At 67.0% G+C, this 18,511-nt stretch carries 15 protein-coding genes; 6 read left to right on the top strand and 9 right to left on the bottom strand.

The window, feature by feature from the left end; all coding sequences use genetic code 11:
* Positions 1-44: 44 nt before the first annotated feature.
* Positions 45-137, bottom strand: coding sequence for an Ms4533A family Cys-rich leader peptide (locus QRN63_RS29685; protein ID WP_350224460.1), 93 nt, complete (start codon positions 135-137; stop codon positions 45-47).
* Positions 138-258: 121 nt separating this feature from the next.
* Positions 259-453 (bottom strand): hypothetical protein, encoded by a 195-nt coding sequence (locus QRN63_RS18365; protein ID WP_267319237.1) that lies wholly within the window; start codon positions 451-453, stop codon positions 259-261.
* Between the two features lie 111 nt (positions 454-564).
* On the opposite strand from QRN63_RS18365, the gene QRN63_RS18360 reads away from it, so the two are divergent.
* Entirely contained in the window at positions 565-2,601 is a 2,037-nt protein-coding gene (locus tag QRN63_RS18360; protein WP_267319238.1) for a glycoside hydrolase family 15 protein, read from the top strand.
* A gap of 69 nt (positions 2,602-2,670) precedes the next feature.
* On the opposite strand, the gene QRN63_RS18355 is transcribed toward QRN63_RS18360, so the two are convergent.
* Positions 2,671-3,909, bottom strand: coding sequence for a thioester domain-containing protein (locus tag QRN63_RS18355; RefSeq protein ID WP_285032155.1), 1,239 nt, complete (start codon positions 3,907-3,909; stop codon positions 2,671-2,673).
* 330 nt (positions 3,910-4,239) lie between these two features.
* Here QRN63_RS18355 and QRN63_RS18350 point away from each other — a divergent pair, with 330 nt between their 5' ends.
* From QRN63_RS18350 to mddA, 3 genes are all read left to right on the top strand, one after another.
* Positions 4,240-5,163, top strand: a complete 924-nt coding sequence (locus QRN63_RS18350) for a family 2A encapsulin nanocompartment shell protein (protein ID WP_138248428.1) — start codon at positions 4,240-4,242, stop codon at positions 5,161-5,163.
* Positions 5,150-6,976, top strand: a complete 1,827-nt coding sequence (locus QRN63_RS18345) for a family 2A encapsulin nanocompartment cargo protein cysteine desulfurase (RefSeq protein WP_285032154.1) — start codon at positions 5,150-5,152, stop codon at positions 6,974-6,976. Before QRN63_RS18350 ends, QRN63_RS18345 begins: the two co-directional genes overlap by 14 nt.
* A 314-nt stretch (positions 6,977-7,290) precedes the next feature.
* Positions 7,291-8,052, top strand: a complete 762-nt coding sequence (gene mddA, locus QRN63_RS18340) for a methanethiol S-methyltransferase (protein WP_285032153.1) — start codon at positions 7,291-7,293, stop codon at positions 8,050-8,052.
* A gap of 19 nt (positions 8,053-8,071) precedes the next feature.
* Here the strand turns inward: mddA and QRN63_RS18335 are convergent, their stop codons facing one another.
* The 5 genes from QRN63_RS18335 to QRN63_RS18315 form a co-directional block, all read right to left on the bottom strand.
* Entirely contained in the window at positions 8,072-9,292 is a 1,221-nt protein-coding gene (locus QRN63_RS18335) for an acyl-CoA dehydrogenase family protein (RefSeq protein ID WP_285032152.1), read from the bottom strand.
* Positions 9,289-10,284, bottom strand: coding sequence for a GNAT family N-acetyltransferase (locus tag QRN63_RS18330; RefSeq protein ID WP_285032151.1), 996 nt, complete (start codon positions 10,282-10,284; stop codon positions 9,289-9,291). The genes QRN63_RS18335 and QRN63_RS18330 overlap by 4 nt, the downstream gene beginning before the upstream one ends.
* Positions 10,281-11,864, bottom strand: coding sequence for an APC family permease (locus QRN63_RS18325; protein ID WP_285032150.1), 1,584 nt, complete (start codon positions 11,862-11,864; stop codon positions 10,281-10,283). The genes QRN63_RS18330 and QRN63_RS18325 overlap by 4 nt, the downstream gene beginning before the upstream one ends.
* Before the next feature lie 110 nt (positions 11,865-11,974).
* The gene (locus tag QRN63_RS18320; protein ID WP_285032149.1) at positions 11,975-13,354 is read right to left on the bottom strand and encodes an LLM class flavin-dependent oxidoreductase; all 1,380 of its coding nucleotides are present in this window, start codon (positions 13,352-13,354) and stop codon (positions 11,975-11,977) included.
* Positions 13,351-14,673, bottom strand: a complete 1,323-nt coding sequence (locus tag QRN63_RS18315) for an NtaA/DmoA family FMN-dependent monooxygenase (RefSeq protein WP_285032148.1) — start codon at positions 14,671-14,673, stop codon at positions 13,351-13,353. Before QRN63_RS18315 ends, QRN63_RS18320 begins: the two co-directional genes overlap by 4 nt.
* 191 nt (positions 14,674-14,864) lie before the next feature.
* Between QRN63_RS18315 and QRN63_RS18310 the strand changes: the two genes are divergently transcribed.
* On the top strand, positions 14,865-15,779 hold the full coding sequence (locus QRN63_RS18310) for a zinc-binding dehydrogenase (RefSeq protein ID WP_285032147.1): 915 nt from the start codon (positions 14,865-14,867) through the stop codon (positions 15,777-15,779).
* A 55-nt stretch (positions 15,780-15,834) separates the two neighbouring features.
* Here the strand turns inward: QRN63_RS18310 and lepA are convergent, their stop codons facing one another.
* The gene (gene lepA / locus QRN63_RS18305; protein ID WP_267319471.1) at positions 15,835-17,682 is read right to left on the bottom strand and encodes a translation elongation factor 4; all 1,848 of its coding nucleotides are present in this window, start codon (positions 17,680-17,682) and stop codon (positions 15,835-15,837) included.
* Between the two features lie 94 nt (positions 17,683-17,776).
* Between lepA and QRN63_RS18300 the strand changes: the two genes are divergently transcribed.
* Complete coding sequence (locus tag QRN63_RS18300; protein WP_285032146.1) at positions 17,777-18,391, top strand: type II toxin-antitoxin system PemK/MazF family toxin; 615 nt, start codon at positions 17,777-17,779, stop codon at positions 18,389-18,391.
* Positions 18,392-18,511: the final 120 nt, after the last annotated feature.

The raw sequence follows: 18,511 nt of genomic DNA, 5'->3' as shown, positions 1-18,511 counted from the left end.
ATCAGAAGCCGACGCCGATCCCAGAAACCGCGGACGGAAACGGGTCAGCGACAACAGGCGACGTCAGCAACAGCGCGGGTACCCACGGCAATGAGTGCCAGGATGTGGCCCTCGGTTGTGCCGGACGCTGCGTGCATGGCGGGAAGAATATCAGAGGTTGCTTCGCAGTAACTGCTCAGCGAGTCAACAGCCACGTGACAATGACCAGCACCACCAGCAGCACCAGGATCAGCGTCACCCGCGACTGCGGCAATCCGTTCACAGTGCTTCCTCCTCGACGTGGCGGGCCCGGTGCAGCAGGGTGATGGAGTAGCCCAGGGCCACGTCGAGCAGCACTGCCAGGCCGTATGCGAGCGCCAGCACCACGGGCATCACGATGATCGTCTGCAGCACGAACGACAGGCCGGACAGCCACAGCTCAACGCCGTCCCACCAATTCAGAATGCCGCTCATCGATTCCAGCCTACGGTGCGCGGCGTTTCGGATCGCGATGGGTTGAATCAGGCGGGCCTTGTCGGGGCTTTCGGTGGACGGCAACCACAGATGCAGTCGATGATGTGCGACATGGTGCTGCCACACACTGACGAATCGGGCCCGTCGAGCGACCCAGGCCACATCCTGGCGAACGGGCACGGGATTCCTCACCTTGCCCCTGCGGGCGCCGATTCGCTGACGGGCGGAGCGATCTCCACTGCGGTGCGCACACCGTTTCCGCCGATCGCCGATTACGCCTTCCTGTCCGACTGCGAGAACACCTGCCTGATCTCGTCGGCGGGCTCCGTGGAGTGGATGTGCGTACCGCGGCCGGACTCCCCCAGCGTCTTCGGTTCGATCCTCGACCGCGGCGCCGGCCATTTTCGGCTGGCGCCGTACGGCGTGACGGTGCCGTCTGCGCGGCGGTACCTGCCGGGCTCACTGATCCTGGAGACCACGTGGCAGACGCACACGGGCTGGGCCATCGTGCGCGACGCCCTCGTGATGGGGCCGTGGCACGACATCGAAACCCGTTCCCGCACACACCGTCGCACCCCGATGGACTGGGACGCCGAGCACATCCTGCTGCGCACCGTCCGCTGCGTCAGCGGCACCGTCGAGTTCGTCATGAGCTGTGAGCCGTCGTTCGACTACCACCGCGAGAGCGCGACGTGGGAGTACTCGGCCGCCGCCTACGGCGAGGCGATCGCGCGGGCCGGCAAGAACCCGGAGGCGCACCCGACGCTGCGGCTGACCACCAATCTGCGCATCGGCCTGGAGGGCCACGAGGCCCGGGCGCGGACCCGGCTCACCGAGGGTGACAAGGTTTTCGTCGCGCTGTCATGGTCGAAGCACCCGGCGCCGCAGACCTTCGACGAGGCCTCCGACAAGATGTGGAAGACCAGCGAGGCGTGGCGGCAGTGGATCAACGTCGGCGACTTCCCGGACCACCCGTGGCGGTCGTACCTGCAGCGCAGCGCGCTGACCCTCAAGGGCCTGACGTACTCCCCGACCGGCGCGCTGCTGGCGGCGAGCACCACATCGCTGCCGGAAACCCCTCAGGGCGAACGGAACTGGGACTACCGGTACTCGTGGATCCGGGACTCCACGTTCGCACTGTGGGGCCTGTACACCCTGGGACTGGACCGCGAGGCCGACGACTTCTTCTCGTTCATCGCCGACGTCTCCGGCGCCAACAACGGTGAGCGCCATCCCCTTCAGGTGATGTACGGCGTCGGCGGCGAACGCAGCCTCGTCGAAGAGGAACTGCACCACCTGTCCGGGTACGACTACTCGCGGCCCGTCCGGATCGGCAACGGCGCCTACAACCAGATGCAGCACGACATCTGGGGCACCATGCTCGACTCGGTATACCTGCACGCCAAATCCCGCGAACAGATTCCCGAGATGCTGTGGCCGGTGCTGAAAAACCAAGTGGAAGAAGCGATCAAGCACTGGAAGGAACCCGACCGCGGCATCTGGGAGGTGCGCGGCGAGCCGCAGCACTTCACCTCCAGCAAGATCATGTGCTGGGTGGCGTTGGACCGCGGCTCGAAACTCGCCGAGCTGCAAGGGGAAAAGTCCTACGCGCAGCAGTGGCGCAAGATCGCCGACGAGATCAAGGAAGACGTCCTGACCCACGGCGTGGACAAGCGCGGCGTGCTGACCCAGCGGTACGGCGACGACGCCCTCGATGCCTCCCTGCTGCTGGCGATCCTCACCCGATTCCTGCCGGCCGATGACCCCCGGGTGCGCGCGACGGTGATGGCCATCGCCGAAGAGCTCACCGAGGAAGGTCTGGTGCTGCGCTACCGCACCGAGGAGACCGACGACGGATTGTCCGGCGAGGAAGGCACTTTCACCATCTGCTCGTTCTGGCTGGTGTCGGCGCTGGTCGAGATCGGCGAGGTGAGCCGGGCCCGGCACCTGTGCGAAAAACTGCTGTCGTTCGCCAGCCCGCTGCACCTGTACGCCGAGGAGATCGAGCCGCGCACGGGCCGGCACCTGGGCAACTTCCCGCAGGCGTTCACGCACCTGGCGCTGATCAACGCCGTCGTGCACGTCATCCGCGCCGAAGAGGAAGCCGACAGCAGCGGGGTGTTCCAGCCCGCCAACGCGCCGATGTAGCGCAAGCACGAGCAGTCGTGAAAACCCCCAATTCCGTTACGAATTGGGGGTTTTCACGTCTGTTCGGGTTTAGAAGGTGAGCTCGAAGTCGATGACGGTCGGGGTCGGCACCGCGAGCGCGACGGGCGTCAGGCTGCTGTCGTACGCCACCCCGGTGATGACCCGGCCGCCGAAACCGTTCTGTGCCGCAGGCACACTCGCGGTGATGGTCACCCGGCGGGCGTCCGGCGCGGGCCGCAGATAGACGTCGCTGCCCGGGACGACCGGGGCGGTGATCGGCTCCCCTGCCGCGTCGACGAGGGTGCCACCGACCGCGGTGAGCGTCGCGGCGTCGGTGGCCTCGAACCGGAACGGGCCCACGACGTCGCCGACCAGGGCGCGGTCCGCGATGAGCCGCGGCACGACCGTCAGGCTCCGGGCCGCCTCGGCACCGGCCACGAGGTAGTTGTACAGCGCGACAACGCGTTCGGCGTTGCGGTACTTGCCGGACCCGTCGAGGGTGAAGGTCACGTCTTCGATGTCGACGAATGCCCCGCTGTCGGCGAGAATCTGCAGCCGGTAGAAGCGGTAACCGCGGTGCTGGCGGCCCGGGCGGCTGTCCGACGCCGTGGCCCCGACGCCGATGCCCCGGCGGTGTCGACCGTAGCCGGCCGCGACGTTGAGACCCGAGGCGGCGACATCGCGCCACGACGTCCCGTCGACCGACTTCTGGAGTACCAGGGAGACGGCGGCGTCACTCGTCAACTCGACCGTGTACCCGCCCAATTGGGGTTCACCGTCGAACTCGAACGTGATGGCGCCCGGTTCCCGGGTGACCGTGACGGGCACGTTGAGGGGCCGGTTGTCGAGGCGCAGGCCGTTGGTGAAATGCCAGATCGCGGCCTGCGTAGCCGCGATCGCCTCGTGCTCGGCCAGGTGCGAGTCACCGCTCAGGTGGCCCGCCCCGCGCACCCGGCGGCTCAGCTCGACGGTGCCCAGGGTGGGGTACGAGTTGCGGATGATCCAGTCCACCTCGGCCTCGAAGGCGCGCGCTGCCACATTGGGGACCGCCGACCAGTTCGCAGGCCGGTACTGCGACGGCCGGGTGGGGGCCACGCCGAGGAAGTCCAGCGAGTACGCGTCGATGTTCGGATTGAGCCGGATCAGGTCGGTGCGGGCCGTCGTCCCGTCGGCGAACACCACGGTGTCGACCGTCGGCGAGTAGGTACCGCCGCGGTACCGGGTCATCCGGGTGATCTCGGCGTCCCGGCGCACGGTCCGGCGGACCGCGACGCCGCTGCGGGTGGCTGCGAGCAGAGAGGAGGACATTGCTGTGTTGCTTTCTGGAGGCTGTGAACAGCGCGTTTACGTGCTCCGCCAGAAGATGGGCGGGCAGAACGCAGAGGGCCGGCGTCAGAAAATCAACAACAACAACACGGCACGACGAAGCAGCGCCGCATGGGCATGCGCAGCGATCCGCCGTGGGTCATGCCGCCTACCATACGGCACTCGCGCGGAAAAGCCACGACCGAATTCGTCACACCGACTCATGGTCAAACCGGTTTCGGTCGCGATGCGCGCTAAGGCTGTGTGGGCCGCCATAAAGCCGTATCGTGGCCGCCGCATCCCCAAACACCAACCCGTCGGAGGTAGCCCCCCATGACGTCTGCGCAGAACGAATCGCAGGCCCTCGGCGATCTCGCCGCAAGGCAGCTAGCCAATGCCACCAAGACAGTTCCGCAACTGTCGACCATCACCCCGCGATTCCTGCTGCACCTGCTGAGCTGGGTACCGGTCGAGGCGGGTATCTACCGCGTCAACCGCGTCGTCAACCCCGAGCAGGTCGCCATCCACGCCGAGCAGGGCTCGGGCACCGAGGACCCGCTGCCGGAGACCTACGTCGACTACGAGACGAGCCCGCGCGAGTACACGCTGCGCTCCATCTCGACGCTGCTCGACGTGCACACCCGGGTGTCGGACCTCTACTCCAGCCCCCACGACCAGGTCGCCCAGCAGTTGCGGCTGACCATCGAGACCATCAAGGAGCGCCAGGAGTCCGAGCTGATCAACAACCCGGAGTACGGGTTGCTGTCGCAGGTCACGCCCGAGCAGACCATCCAGACGCTGCGCGGCACCCCGACCCCCGATGACCTCGACTCACTGATCACCAAGGTGTGGAAGACCCCCGCGTTCTTCCTGACCAACCCGCTCGGTGTGGCGGCGTTCGGCCGGGAAGCGACCCGCCGCGGCGTGCCGCCACCAGTCGTCAGCCTGTTCGGCGCCCAGTTCATCACCTGGCGCGGCATCCCGATCATCCCGTCGGACAAGGTGCCGGTCGTGGACGGCAAGACGAAGTTCATCCTGGTCCGCACGGGTGAAGAGCGCCAGGGCGTGGTCGGCCTGTTCCAACCGGGCCTGGTCGGCGAGCAGGCCCCGGGCCTGTCGGTCCGCTTCACCGGCATCAACCGGTCGGCGATCGCGTCCTACCTGGTCACGCTGTACTCGTCGCTGGCGGTGCTCACCGACGACGCACTGGCGGTCCTCGAGGACGTCGGAGTGGACCACTTCCATGAGTACAAGTGATGTGCCGCTGAGCGGGAGCGAACCGACGGCACTGAGCGAGGACGAACTGTCGGCGCTGGCCAGCCAGATCTACGCCACCAGCCTCCGCCCCGGTCCGGACAGCCCGCCGGTGACCACCCAGGTGGCGCCGCGCGGGGTGGCCCCGGATGCGACCACCGGGACGTCGGCGGCGGCCACTGCGGCCGGCCTGGCACACCCGGCCACGCCGGGCGAATTCGTGTCGGCCCCGGAGCTGTTCGCGCCGGCGCCGACTTCGCCTGGGCCGGAAGGGATTCCACCGGGCACGGCGCCGGTGGCACCGCGGGGTAACGCGGTGAGCCCGGTCGCACCGTTCGGTGGGCTGGAAGCGTTCGCGGTGCCGTCGGGTCTGGTCCCGACAGTGCCGGGCGTGCTGGCGTCGGCTCCGCCGTCGGCTCCCCCCGCTCCCCGCGGTAGCGCGCCGACCTGGCCTGGTGCCGTCCCCTCGGTGCCGCAGCTGAACTGGACCGGTGCGCCGGCGCCGTCGTCAGAAGATGCCGGGAATTACTATTTCCTGCAGTCCCCGGCGGCGACTGAACCGGTCGAGCCCGTCCCGTCCATCCCGGATGATCACGAGGTCTTCGACGTCCACGCGATCAGGGCCGATTTCCCGATCCTCAAGGAGACGGTCAACGGCAAGCCGCTGATCTGGTTCGACAACGCGGCCACGACGCAGAAGCCGCAGTCGGTCATCGACCGGCTGTCGTACTTCTACGCCCACGAGAACTCGAACATCCACCGGGCCGCGCATGAGTTGGCGGCGCGGGCCACGGATGCCTACGAGGATGCCCGTGAGGCCGTCCGCCGGTTCCTCGGCGCGTCGAAGACCGAAGAGATCATCTTCGTCCGCGGCACCACCGAGGCCATCAACCTGGTGGCGTACGCGTGGGGTGGCAAGCACCTGGGCCCGGGTGACGAGATCGTCATCACCCACCTGGAGCACCACGCCAACATCGTGCCGTGGCAGCTGATCGCCAAGCAGACAGGCGCGGTCATCAAGGTCGCACCGGTCGACGATGCCGGCAACCTGCTGCTCGGCGAGTTCGAGGATCTGCTGGGCCCGCGGACGAAACTGGTTGCGGCGACGCAGGTTTCGAATGCACTGGGCACGGTGACGCCGGTCAAGACGATCGTCGAACTGGGCCACCGCTACGGGGCCCGGGTGCTGATCGACGGTGCGCAGTCTGTCCCGCACATCCCGATCGATGTCGCCGAACTCGGTGCGGATTTCTTCGTGTTCTCCGGGCACAAGATCTTCGGGCCGACGGGCATCGGCGTGCTGTACGGACGCGAGGACGTGCTGGCCGAAACCCCGCCGTGGCAGGGTGGCGGCAACATGATCGCCGACGTGACGCTGGAGCGCTCGGTGTTCCAGGGACCGCCGAACAAGTTCGAGGCCGGCACCGGCAACATCGCCGATGCCGTCGGGCTCGGTGAGGCGATCCGGTACGTGGAACGCATTGGCATCGAACGGATTGCGGCCTACGAGCACGCCCTGCTGGAGTACGCCACCCCGCGGTTGGCGGCCATTCCGGGAGTGCGGCTCGTGGGTACGGCGGACGAGAAGGCCAGCGTGCTGTCCTTCGTGCTGGCCGGGCACGAACCGTTGGAGGTCGGCAAGGCGCTCAACGCCGAAGGCATCGCAGTGCGGGCCGGGCATCACTGTGCCCAGCCCATCCTGCGGCGCCTGGGACTCGAGGCGACGGTGCGTCCGTCGTTCGCGTTCTACAACACGTTCGAGGAGATCGACGTGTTCATCGACGCGGTCCGCCGCATCGCCGAGGGCTCGCCCTAGCCCCCTCACCACCAGTCGCAAATGCCCCTGACACGCCACGCGTGCAGGGGCGTTTGTGTCTGCCCGGCAGCCCGAGAAGACGTATCCACCTGCGGGTTTCCGTTCTATATTGGAAGAGTGACCAGGGGCTGCGGCACCGGGTATGACGTCACGGACCGGCGGTCTGCCGGCCCCTCATTCAGCGTTGCGGCCAGGCTGCCGCGCAGCACTCGTTTCCGCCATCCAGGCCGCGCCTAGGGCCTCCCCCGACGCTGCGTACGAGTCGACCGGTGCGGACGGCGTCACCGGAACATTTCCGAGAATCGGAGGACAGGATGAAGCGCTATCTGACACTTGGCTACGGCGCGCTGTGTTACGCGGTGTTCCTGGTCTCGTTCCTCTACGCCATCGGCTTCGTGGGCAACATCGTGGTGCCCCGCACCGTCGACCACGGCATCACCGCATCGATCGCTGAGGCGGTGGTGGTCAACCTGATCCTGCTCGGCCTGTTCGCGGTGCAACACAGTGTGATGGCGCGGCCGGCGTTCAAACGGATGTGGACGCGCATCGTGCCGCAGTCCATCGAACGCAGCACCTACGTCCTGATGTCGAGCCTGTTGCTGGGCCTGCTGTACTGGCAGTGGCGGACCATGCCACAGGTCATCTGGCACGTCTCCGCACCGGCCGGGCGCTACCTGTTGCTGACGTTGTTCTGGGCAGGGTGGGCGATCGTGCTGACGTCGACGTTCATGATCAACCACTTCGATCTGTTCGGCCTACGGCAGGTGTACCTCGCCTGGCGCGGAGAACCCTACCGCGACTTGGCTTTCCGGACCACGCTGTTCTACCGCGTGGTGCGGCACCCGATCATGGTCGGCTTCGTCGTGGCGTTCTGGGCCACCCCGACGATGACGGCGGGGCACCTGATGTTCTCGCTCGCCACCACGGGGTACATCCTGATCGCGATCCAACTCGAGGAGCACGACCTGGTGGCCGGCCTCGGCGACGCGTACCGCGATTACCGCGCCGAGGTACCGATGATGATTCCCGGGCTACACCCGCACCATCACTCGGCAGGACCGCGCCACGCGGTCTGACGCCACGGCGGCGGGCCGCCTAATTGCCTTGTCCCCCACGGCCCAGCGCGGCAAAGTTCGGGACCGGGTCGGTGCCGTTGATGAGGTGATCGCCGAGGATGCGCGCCTTGTATACCCGCGGGTTGTGTGAGGCCAGCGTGCGGGCGTTACGCCAATGCCGGTCGAGGCCACGCTCTTCGGACACCCCGGATGCACCGAGCGCGTCGAATATCGTCGTGGTGGCGCGCAAGGCAGCCGCGATGATGACCAGCTGCGCCTGGGACACAGCGACTTCGGCCGCGATCAGCCGCCGCCGGGCGCCGTCGTCGTCACCGGCGATCCGGTCGAGCGCCTCGCCGGCCTTGGCGAGCGCGGCCTCTGCCGCGAACGCATCGGCGGACACCTCACCGATGACGGCGAGCAACTGCGCGTCGTCGGAGGGCACCTCGGTCAGCCCCTGGGGATAGTTGCGCTTGCGGCCGATCAACGCCGCCGACCCGTCCCGCAGCGCCGCCCGGGTGATTCCGGTCAGCACCGACAACATCGCCGTCTGGTAGAAGTGCCCTTGATACGCGAAGCGTTCGGTGGCCGGGAACACGTCCCCGCGTTCGGCCCGCACCCGCTCGTAGCGGGCGGTCCCGCTGGCCGTGGTGCGCTGGCCGAATCCGTCCCAGTCGTCGATCAGGGTGACCCCCGGATCGTCGGCCCGGACGAGCGCGGTGAGCAGATCGCCGTCATCACCCCGGCCGAGCACATCGAGCCAATCGGCGTAAAGACTGCCGGTGGCATAGAACTTCGTGCCGGTCACCCGGTAGTGGTCGCCCTCCTCGGCAACGGTGGTGACCAGGTTGGCCAACGTGACATTGTTGGCTTCGGTCCAGCCGCCACCGACGAATTCACCGGCGCGGAACCGCCCGAGCCAGACGTCGTTGGTTGCCGATACCGGCGCATTCAGGCGGTCTTCGACGAACGCCAGATGGTTGCGCCAGATGTGGGAGACGTTGGCGTCGGCCTCGCCCAGATCGGCGAGCAGGAGGAACACCTGCTGCAGTGAGGCGCCGAAACCGCCGTGGTCCAACGGGATTCGCAAAGTGCCGAACGCGGCCTCGTTGAGCAGACTCACCTGCTCGTGCGGGAAGGTGCGGGTGTGTTCGCGGTCCAGATTCGCCTCGGCGATCTTGGCGAAGGTCGGTGCGAAGTGCGCTCGCAGTTCACTGAGGTCGGCGGTTGCGGGCCGGAGGTAGGTTGTGGCGGAACTCATTTGACGGCCCCTTCGGCGTCGATACGGTACGCGGACTGGTGCTCGACCGCGATGTATCCCAGTCGCGCATACAGCAGGTGCGCCTTGCTCGCGTTGTTGATGTCGGTGCCCAGTGACGCGATCGACAGACCGCGCCGCAACGCCGCGAGCCAGATTTTGCGGAGCAGGAACTCACCGATACCGCGTTTGCGTTGGTCCGCGCGCACGCCGATGTAGTCGGTGTGCGCGCTGCGCTCCTCACCGCCGGCGGTCAGGTGCGTGTAGGTCGAGCCGAGCACATACCCGACCACTTCGCCCGTGTCGTCGATCACCGCGCTGCTGAAATCCGGTGTGAAGGAACGGCTCTCGATGTGATGTGCGAAGGCTTCGGGGGTCTTGGACATGTTGCCGAAGTGTTCGAGGAACGTGTCGAACTGCAGGCTGCGCACCTGCTCGGTCAGGCCGCGCTCGATCACTTCCGGCCAGCTCAGCAAGGTCAAGCCGGGCAGCGCCAGGGCCTGCAGGTCGTCGACGTCTTCGGCGTCGAGTGCCTTGCGGGTCCGGATGAACCGGCCTTCCTCAGTGGCGCCCAGGCGGATGAGGGCGTCGAGTGCGGCCTGCTGCGTGGGCCCGATGAAGCTGCGCAGGAACGCATTCGGTACCGCGGCGGATTCGCGTTCGAACCTGGCCACGACCGCGGCGACGGTGTCGTCGACGATGGATGGGGCGGCGGCCGGATCGAAGACGAAGTCGGCCAGGAACTCCGGTTCCTGCCCGTGCGGCTCGTGCAGCGCCGCGTAGCCCCGTACGCGGCGCCCGTCATCGCGGACCACCACCAGCGCGTCGGGAAGTGTGTCGTCGAATTGCTCGGCGACATCGCGGGAGTCGGCCGCGAATTTCCGTCCGGCGATGCCCGCGGTGGTGGCGAGGAAATCGGCGATGAGTGGGTGATCGGTGGGCGTCGCCGGCGTCACCGCCCAGCTCGTGACGTCACGTTCTGCTGCCAGCGTCATGGTGCGACCGGCTCCTTGTCTCGTTGGGACTCAGTGCCCGCATCGGCACTCGCCTCATCGCCCTCATCGGCACTCGTCTCGGTGCCCGGCTGCTCGGGTTGGTGATCGAGCACCTCGAGGATGCCGGCGTCGATCAGCCGCTGCTGCTCGGCTTCGGACAGGGTTTGAATGCTGCCGATCCGGCGCGCGACCTCGGGCTTGGCACGCTTGAGGTACCAGTACCAGGCCAGCCCGGCCAGCAGGATGCCCCCGTAGATCAGCGGCAGGATGTTGAAGGGGAATTTGGGCGCGGGATAGAAATTGCTGAAGATCACGTACCCGATGGCCAGCGTCGCGGCCACCGAGACGGCCAATCGCAGCGGCGTCAGCGCCCGAATCTTGTACAGCCAGATCGGTGTTGCGACGACGACCAGCAGATAGCTGACGAGGAAACCCCAGTTGGCCACGAAGGCGCCGTAGACGTCGAACACCACGCGGCCGGCCGAGCTCACGGTGGCCACGACAGAGAAGACGAACGACAGCACGCCGATGAAGGCTATGCCGACCCACGGCGTCTTGTATTTGGGGTGCACCTTGGTCAACGCGGCCGGCAGCGCGCCCTCGTGGGCGAAGGTGAACAGCGACCGCGCCGCGGCGGTGGTCACCGCGGTGACGAAGACGATGAACGCAATCGCCACGGTTCCGCTGACGACGTGGTTCACCCAGTGCACACCGGTGGAGTCCGCGAGCTGCGGCAGGATCGCCTTGTCACCGTCGATGGAGTTGAACAGCAGGATCTGCGGGTAGGTCGACACGACGTACAGCACGCCCAGCAGCAGCACCACCCGCAGCAGCGAGCGGGCGATATTGCGGTGTGCGTCTTTGGCTTCCGCGCCCAGGGAGGCGACGCTCTCGAAGCCCGCGTACGACCCGACGGCGGACACCGCGGCGATGAAAGTCGCACTGCTGCCCAGGTGCGCCGGGTTCCATTGATCCCAATCGACGCGGAACCCATATCCGAGATACGCGGCGACGATGATCACCAGAATCGACGCGATGGCGATCAGTTCGAACACGAGCTCGTACTTCGCGGCGATCGACGCTCCGCGGAACGGCAGATAGGTCCCGACGCCGACGATGACCACCACCAGCAGGAGACGGAACCATGTTGCCTGCGAACCCAATCCGATGGAATCCAGGAACGCGTCGAGGTAGACGACACCGCCGAGGGTTCCGGTGGTGGCGAAACCGATGTAACCGACCAGCAGGCTGAAACCGGCGGCGTAGGCGAACCCCGGCCCGAGTCCGTTACCGGTGTAGGTGCCGAGTGAGCCGGACGACACGGTGCGTCTGGCCTGGAAGCTGATGGTCGCTGCGATCAGCACGGTGATACCCAGGCCGACCAGCACCGCCCAGGTCGCTCCCTTGCCCGCGGCCACGAACAGCGCGAAGGGCACGGAGGCGAGCGCGACGCTGGGCGCGGCGGCGGCCAAGCCTTGCGCGAAGACTCCCCAGAAGCCCAGGGCATCGCTCTGCAGCCCATGGCCTTGCGCGGAGGCCAGCCCGCGACCGGCCAGCTCTATGCGATTCGGTGTGGACACGGGTGCCCGCCTTTCCACCGTGCGGACCGCGTAATGCTTTGCCGCACAGTTCTTTACCGGATAATTAGCTGATTCTCAGCTTGCCCGATCAGCACCCGATGCGGCAGCGATCAAATCGACGGGATTCTTTGGCGGCGGAACGCGGCGCCCGGATGGTCGTCCGGCAGTAGCGCGGAACCGCCGAAAATCTGTTGCCGCAACGTGCCCGGATGGCCGGCCTCCCGTGCCCGGCCACGTTTGCGCAGTTCGGGGATCAGGTACTCGGCCACATCGGCGAAGCTGCCCGGTGTGACGTGATAGGCGATGTTGAAGCCGTCGACGCCGGCATGCTCCGCATACTGCTCCAGGTCGTCGGCGACGGTGCGGCCCGAGCCGACGAACAGTGCGCCACCGAAACCACCGAGCCCACCGGCATAGTCGCGCAATGTAAGACGTTGGCGGGCATCGGGATCGGCGACGGCGGCCAGGATCGACCGGCTCGCGTCGGTATCGAATTGTTCGATCGGCCGGTCCACTCCGTAGTCCGACCAGTCCACGCCCGACAGCGCCGACAACAGCACCAGTCCGGCTTCGAGATCGTGATAGCCCGCCAATTCGTCGGCCTTCGCCCGGGCGGCGGCATCGGTACTGTCGGTGACGACCTCGATCGAGGTCAGAAACTTGATGGCGTCAGGACGGCGCCCGTATTGCACTGCGCGGCGCCGGATATCGGCGATGTTGGCGCGCAACACATCCGGCCGGGGATCGCTGGCGAACACCAACTCGGCATTACGTGCCGCGAATTCCCTTCCCGCCGGCGATGTTCCCGCCTGGAACAGCACGGGAGTCCGTTGTGGGGACGGTTCGACGAGATGCGCGCCCGGCACACTGAAGTAGCGGCCCTGATGCCCGATGGGGTGGACCTTGCCGGCGTCGGTGTAGACGCCGCGGTCCCGGTCGCGCAGCACCGCTCCGGGCTCCCAGGACCCTTCCCACAGCTTGTAGGTGACCTCGAGGAATTCTTGAGCCATCGCGTACCGCTCGTCATGGGGAATCTGCCGGTCGCGGCCGATGATGTTGCGGGCGGCGCTGTCCAGCAGTGACGTGACGATGTTCCACCCGATGCGTCCACCGGTGAGGTGGTCGAGCGTACTGAACTTGCGCGCCAGCAGATATGGACTCTCGTAGGTGGTGGACACGGTGATGCCGAAGCCGAGATGCTCGGTGGCGGCCGCCATCGCCGACACGGCGAGCAAGGGGTCGGTGACCGGCGTCTGTACCGCGCCGGTCAGGGCCGCCTCCGCGCTGCCGCCGAAGACATCGAGCTGGCCGACCGCATCCGCGATGAAGAGCAGATCGAAGCCGCCGGCATCCAGCAGTTGTGCGAGTTCCACCCAGTACCGGAGGTCGGTATACCGCGACGTCTGATCCCGCGGGTGGCGCCACAAACCGAAATTGCCGTGCGACACCGTCGACATGGTGAAACCGGCCAGGACGAAGGGCTCGGTCATCGGCCCTCCGATGGCTGATGTGCCGGGGCACGAGTCGGGATCTCCAGGCCGAGGTGGGATCGCAACGTCGTGCCCGCGTACTCATGGCGAAACAGGCCGCGCTTGCGGAGCACCGGCACCACCTGATCGACGAACAACTCGGTTTGACCGGGCAATCCCGAATCACGAAGGACGAAACCGTCTGCGGCGCCTTGCGTGAACCACTGCTCGATCTCGTCGGCGATCTGTTCCGGCGTGCCGACGACCCCCGCGCCCCAGCCGTTGACGGTGCGGTACAGGAAATCCCGCACCGTCGGGCTCTCGGCGGCCAGGGCGCGATACCCGGCCAGCGCGGTCTGGTGGGTCTCGGTGGAATCGGGAAATGCCGAAGCGGGTACCGGCCCGTCGAGATCGGCGGCGGTGACGTCGACTTCGACCTCGAGCAACCAGGCGGCCTGATATTCGGGACTGAAGTACTCGTACTCATCGCGCTCGGCACGGCGCGCCTCGTCGTCGGTCGAGCCGATGACGTAGCGGAAGGACGGGGTGATCAACGGTGGTGTGCCACGCCCGAGACGCCGCGCCTCCTGGTGGATCTGTCGGTAGAACTCCTGCGCCCGGCCGCGGTTGCCGTGACTGGTGAAGATCACCTCGGCATGTTTGGCGGCGAAAGTCCGCCCGGTGGCTGACGCTCCGGCCTGGAAGAGCACGGGCCGGCCCTGCGCGGACCGTGAGGCACCCAGTGGACCTGCCACGTCGAAGTACTTGCCGTGATGGTCTGCGGTGCGAATCTTGTTGACGTCGTGGAACACTCCCGCGGCGCGATCCTCGATGATCGTGTCCTCGCCCCAGCCATCCCAGAGCTTGCGAACCACATCGAGTGCCTCCTCGGCGATCGCGTAGCGTTCGTCGTGATCGACCACGCCCTTGGCGCTGAAATTGTCGGCTGCCGCGCGGGCAAAGCTGGTCACCAGGTTCCAGCCGGCGCGCCCACCACTCAGGTGATCGAGCGAAAGCAGTTGCCGCGCAAGGTGGAAAGGATGCTGCAGCGTCGCCGAGCCGGTGACCACCAAACCGATGTGGCCGGTCACCGACGACAGCGCGGCCGTCGCAGTCAGTGGTTCGAAGTCCTCGGGAATCTTGTAGGCCCACGTGGCCGGCGGCCCGTAGTTCAGCCCGTCCGCGAAGAACAGCGCGTCGAAGGTTCCCGCTTCCGCCAGTTGCGCGTGCTTGATGAGCCGCCGGCGGACGCCGGCGGTGCTGTTGTCCGCATCGGGGTGCCGCCACGGTCCGGCGGATCGGGTGTTGCCGAAGGCGAGAAGGTGAAGTTCTTTCGACACACCCAGCAAGTTAGGACTCGACGCGCCCGGTACATAGCGTTGTGCTCAGAACGATGCAATGGGAACAACCCACCTTGTCGATCGCTCGGGTGTTGTTGCCGCTCAACGGGGTTGCTCTCGGGGCCCATCCCCCGGCGCCACCGCGTCCGAATGCCGGGAATACGGGAATACTTTCCGGGGTTGGCCCGTTTATGCGCGCACTCGTCTACGCCCCCGACGCTCCCGCCAATCTCCGGTTCGACGACGTCGCCGAGCCCGTCGCCACGAAATCTCAGGCACTGATCGCGGTGCACGCGATTGCCCTGAACTTCGGTGAGCTCCACTTCATCGATCAGATGCGCCGGCCGGGCGAAGTCCCGGGCTGGGACAGCGCCGGCGTGGTGGTGCAAGCCGCGGCCGACGGCTCCGGACCTCAGGTGGGAGCCCGGGTCGTCGGATTCGCCGGCGAGGCCGGCTGGGCCGAGCGACGCGTCGTATCGACCGACAATCTGGCCGAGCTGCCCGAGTTCGTCGAGTTCGAGGATGCCGCGGCGCTTCCGGTGGCCGGGGTGACGGCCCTGCAGGCCCTGCGCGCTCTCGGTCCCGTCGTCGGCCGACGGGTTTTGATCACCGGCGCGTCCGGCGGCGTCGGCCGGTTCGCGGTGCAACTGGCGGCGCGGGCCGGTGCCCATGTGGTGGCAGCCGTCGGCAGCGCGCCCCGCGGTGAAGGTCTGCAGGAATTGGGCGCAGCCGAAGTGGTGGTCGGACTCGACGCGGTGGCCGAGCCGGTTTTCGGCGTCCTCGACAACGTCGGCGGCAAGCTGTTGGCGCAGGCCTTCAGCCTCGTGTCCGACGGCGGCTCGGTGCAGTCCATCGGGATGGCCTCGAATGAACCCACCACCATCGACTTCGAGGCGCAGCGGCGCATCGGTAACCGGAAACGCTTGGAGCCGTTCACCGTCCGCGCGCCATTTCGCGCCGACCTGGACTACCTGCTGACTCTGCTGGCCGACTGTGAGATCGATCCGCAGATCGGGCTGCGGGATTCGTGGGAGAACATCGCCGCGGCCGCGCAGGCCCTGCTGGGACGCAAGGTCGCCGGCAAGGCCGTGCTGCGGGTCGCCTGACCAGTGTTTAGTGCACGATCTTCCGCGGCCACCGCGGGAAATCGTGCACCAATCGCTACTTCTTGGGCTTGTCGCCGGCCGCGTCGGTAGACAGCGCGGCGACGAAGGCCTCCTGCGGAACCTCAACCCGGCCAATGGTTTTCATGCGCTTCTTGCCCTCCTTCTGCTTCTCGAGCAGCTTGCGCTTACGGGTGATGTCACCGCCGTAGCACTTGGAGAGCACGTCCTTGCGGATGGCCCGGATGTTCTCGCGCGCAATGATTCTCGAGCCGATGGCAGCCTGCACCGGCACCTCGAACTGCTGACGCGGGATCAGCTCCTTGAGCTTGGTCGTCATCTTGTTGCCGTAGGCCGATGCGCCGTCCTTGTGCACGATCGCACTGAAAGCGTCGACGGCCTCGCCCTGCAACAGGATGTCGACCTTCACCAGATCGGCTTCCTGCTCGCCGGCCTCTTCGTAGTCCAGCGACGCGTAGCCGCGGGTGCGCGACTTCAGCGAGTCGAAGAAATCGAAGATGATCTCGCCGAGCGGCATGATGTAGCGCAATTCGACGCGCTCCGGGGACAGGTAGTCCATGCCCTGCAGCTCACCGCGGCGGGACTGGCACAGCTCCATGATGGTGCCGATGAACTCGCTGGGTGCGATCACCGTCGTCTTCACCACCGGCTCGTGGACGGCGCGGACCTTGCCCTCGGGCCAGATCGACGGGTTGGTGACGATCAGCTCGGTGTTGTCCTCCTTCTCGACCCGGTACACCACGTTGGGCGAGGTCGAGATGAGATCGAGGTTGAACTCGCGCTCCAGGCGTTCGCGCGTGATCTCCATGTGCAGCAGGCCCAGGAAGCCACAACGGAAGCCGAAGCCAAGTGCCACAGAGGTTTCCGGCTCGTAGGTCAGCGCGGCGTCGTTGAGCTGCAGCTTGTCGAGCGCCTCACGCAGGTTGGGGTAATCCGACCCGTCCACCGGGTACAGGCCGGAGTAGACCATCGGCTTGGGTTCGCGGTACCCGGTGAGCGCTTCGGTGGCGCCCTTGCGGGCCGTCGTCACCGTGTCACCGACCTTGGACTGCCGGACGTCCTTCACGCCGGTGATGAGGTAACCCACCTCGCCGACGCCCAGCCCCTCTGACGGCTTGGGCTCGGGCGAGACGATGCCGACCTCGAGCAGTTCGTGGGTGGCCCCCGTGGACATCATCGCGATCTTCTCGCGCGGGACGATCTTGCCGTCCACCACACGGACGTAGGTGACCACGCCGCGGTAGATGTCGTAGACCGAGTCGAAGATCATCGCGCGGGTCGGGGCGTCCGGGTCGCCGGTCGGCGCCGGGACCAGCCGGACCACCTCGTCGAGCAGCTCCGTCACGCCGGCGCCGGTCTTGCCGGACACCCGCAGCACGTCCGTCGGCTCGCAGCCGATGATGTGCGCGATCTCGGCCGCGTAGCGGTCCGGGTCGGCGGCCGGCAGGTCGATCTTGTTGAGCACCGGGATGATGGTCAATCCGCGATCCAGCGCCAGATAGAGGTTGGCCAGGGTCTGCGCCTCGATGCCCTGCGCGGCGTCGACCAGCAGCACGGCGCCCTCGCAGGCCTCCAGCGCGCGCGACACCTCGTAGGTGAAGTCGACGTGGCCCGGGGTGTCGATCAGGTGCAGGACGAACTCTTCATCGCCGACCTTCCACGGCAGACGGACATTCTGCGCCTTGATCGTGATGCCGCGCTCGCGCTCGATGTCCATGCGGTCCAGGTACTGCGCGCGCATCGACCGGTCGTCGACGACGCCGGTGAGCTGCAGCATGCGGTCGGCCAGGGTGGACTTGCCGTGGTCGATATGGGCGATGATGCAGAAGTTCCGAATCTGCGCCGGCGCAGTGAACGTCTTGTCGGCGAAACTGCTGATGGGAATCTCCTGGTGACGATGGGTCTACGCGTATCACGCGCAGCTACCAGGGTATCCAGGGAGGACCCCGGCGACTAAATCGTGGCCCGGAAACTCCCCTATGCTCGATGCCATGGCGTCGCAGTGGAAGACGTTCCAGCGTCTGGCGGAACAACTCGTGTTCAACGAGGCGCCCAAGCTCATCCGCACCTTGCAGCAGCCTGACGGGCTGCAGCGGACCATCCAGCAGGGCATCCGGTTCGGCATCGAGGTGGGTCTGACGGCGCTCGGCGCGGTTCCGTCGGAGCCGCAGGCAGCCATCACCGCCGGGCGCCCGGTCACCGAGACCATCGTCCCCACCGCGCACCGCGCCCGTCGGATCGTCTACGCCCCAGACCTGGACGGCCAGGCCGACCCGGGCGAGATCGTCTGGACCTGGGTCGTCTACGAAGACGACCCGACGCGCGGTAAGGACCGGCCCGTGCTGGTGGTGGGCCGCGACCGCAACACCCTGCTGGGCCTGATGGTGTCCAGCCAGGACCGCCATCAGGGCGATTCCAACTGGGTCGGCATCGGCTCGGGCAGCTGGGACTATGAGGGACGCGCCAGCTGGGTGCGCCTCGACCGGGTGCTCGACGTGCCGGAGGAAGGCATCCGCCGCGAAGGCGCGATCCTCGAACGCGAGAAGTTCGAGATGATCGCCGCCCGCCTCCGCGCCGCCTACTCCTGGCGCTGACCCCTCACCCCCTTCCGCGAGCCGCCCCTTTCCCGCGAGCGTGCGTGTTTGTACGGCAACACGCCGCTTCGATTCAAGGGTCTAGTGCAACAGCTCCTACCTGGGGAGTTGTTGCATGCG

The organism is Mycolicibacterium sp. lyk4-40-TYG-92, from assembly GCF_030209435.1.
In the GTDB taxonomy this organism is placed as follows: domain Bacteria; phylum Actinomycetota; class Actinomycetes; order Mycobacteriales; family Mycobacteriaceae; genus Mycobacterium.
The sequence above is the reverse complement of the archived record's forward strand: the minus strand, read 5'-3'. Positions and strand labels throughout refer to the sequence as shown.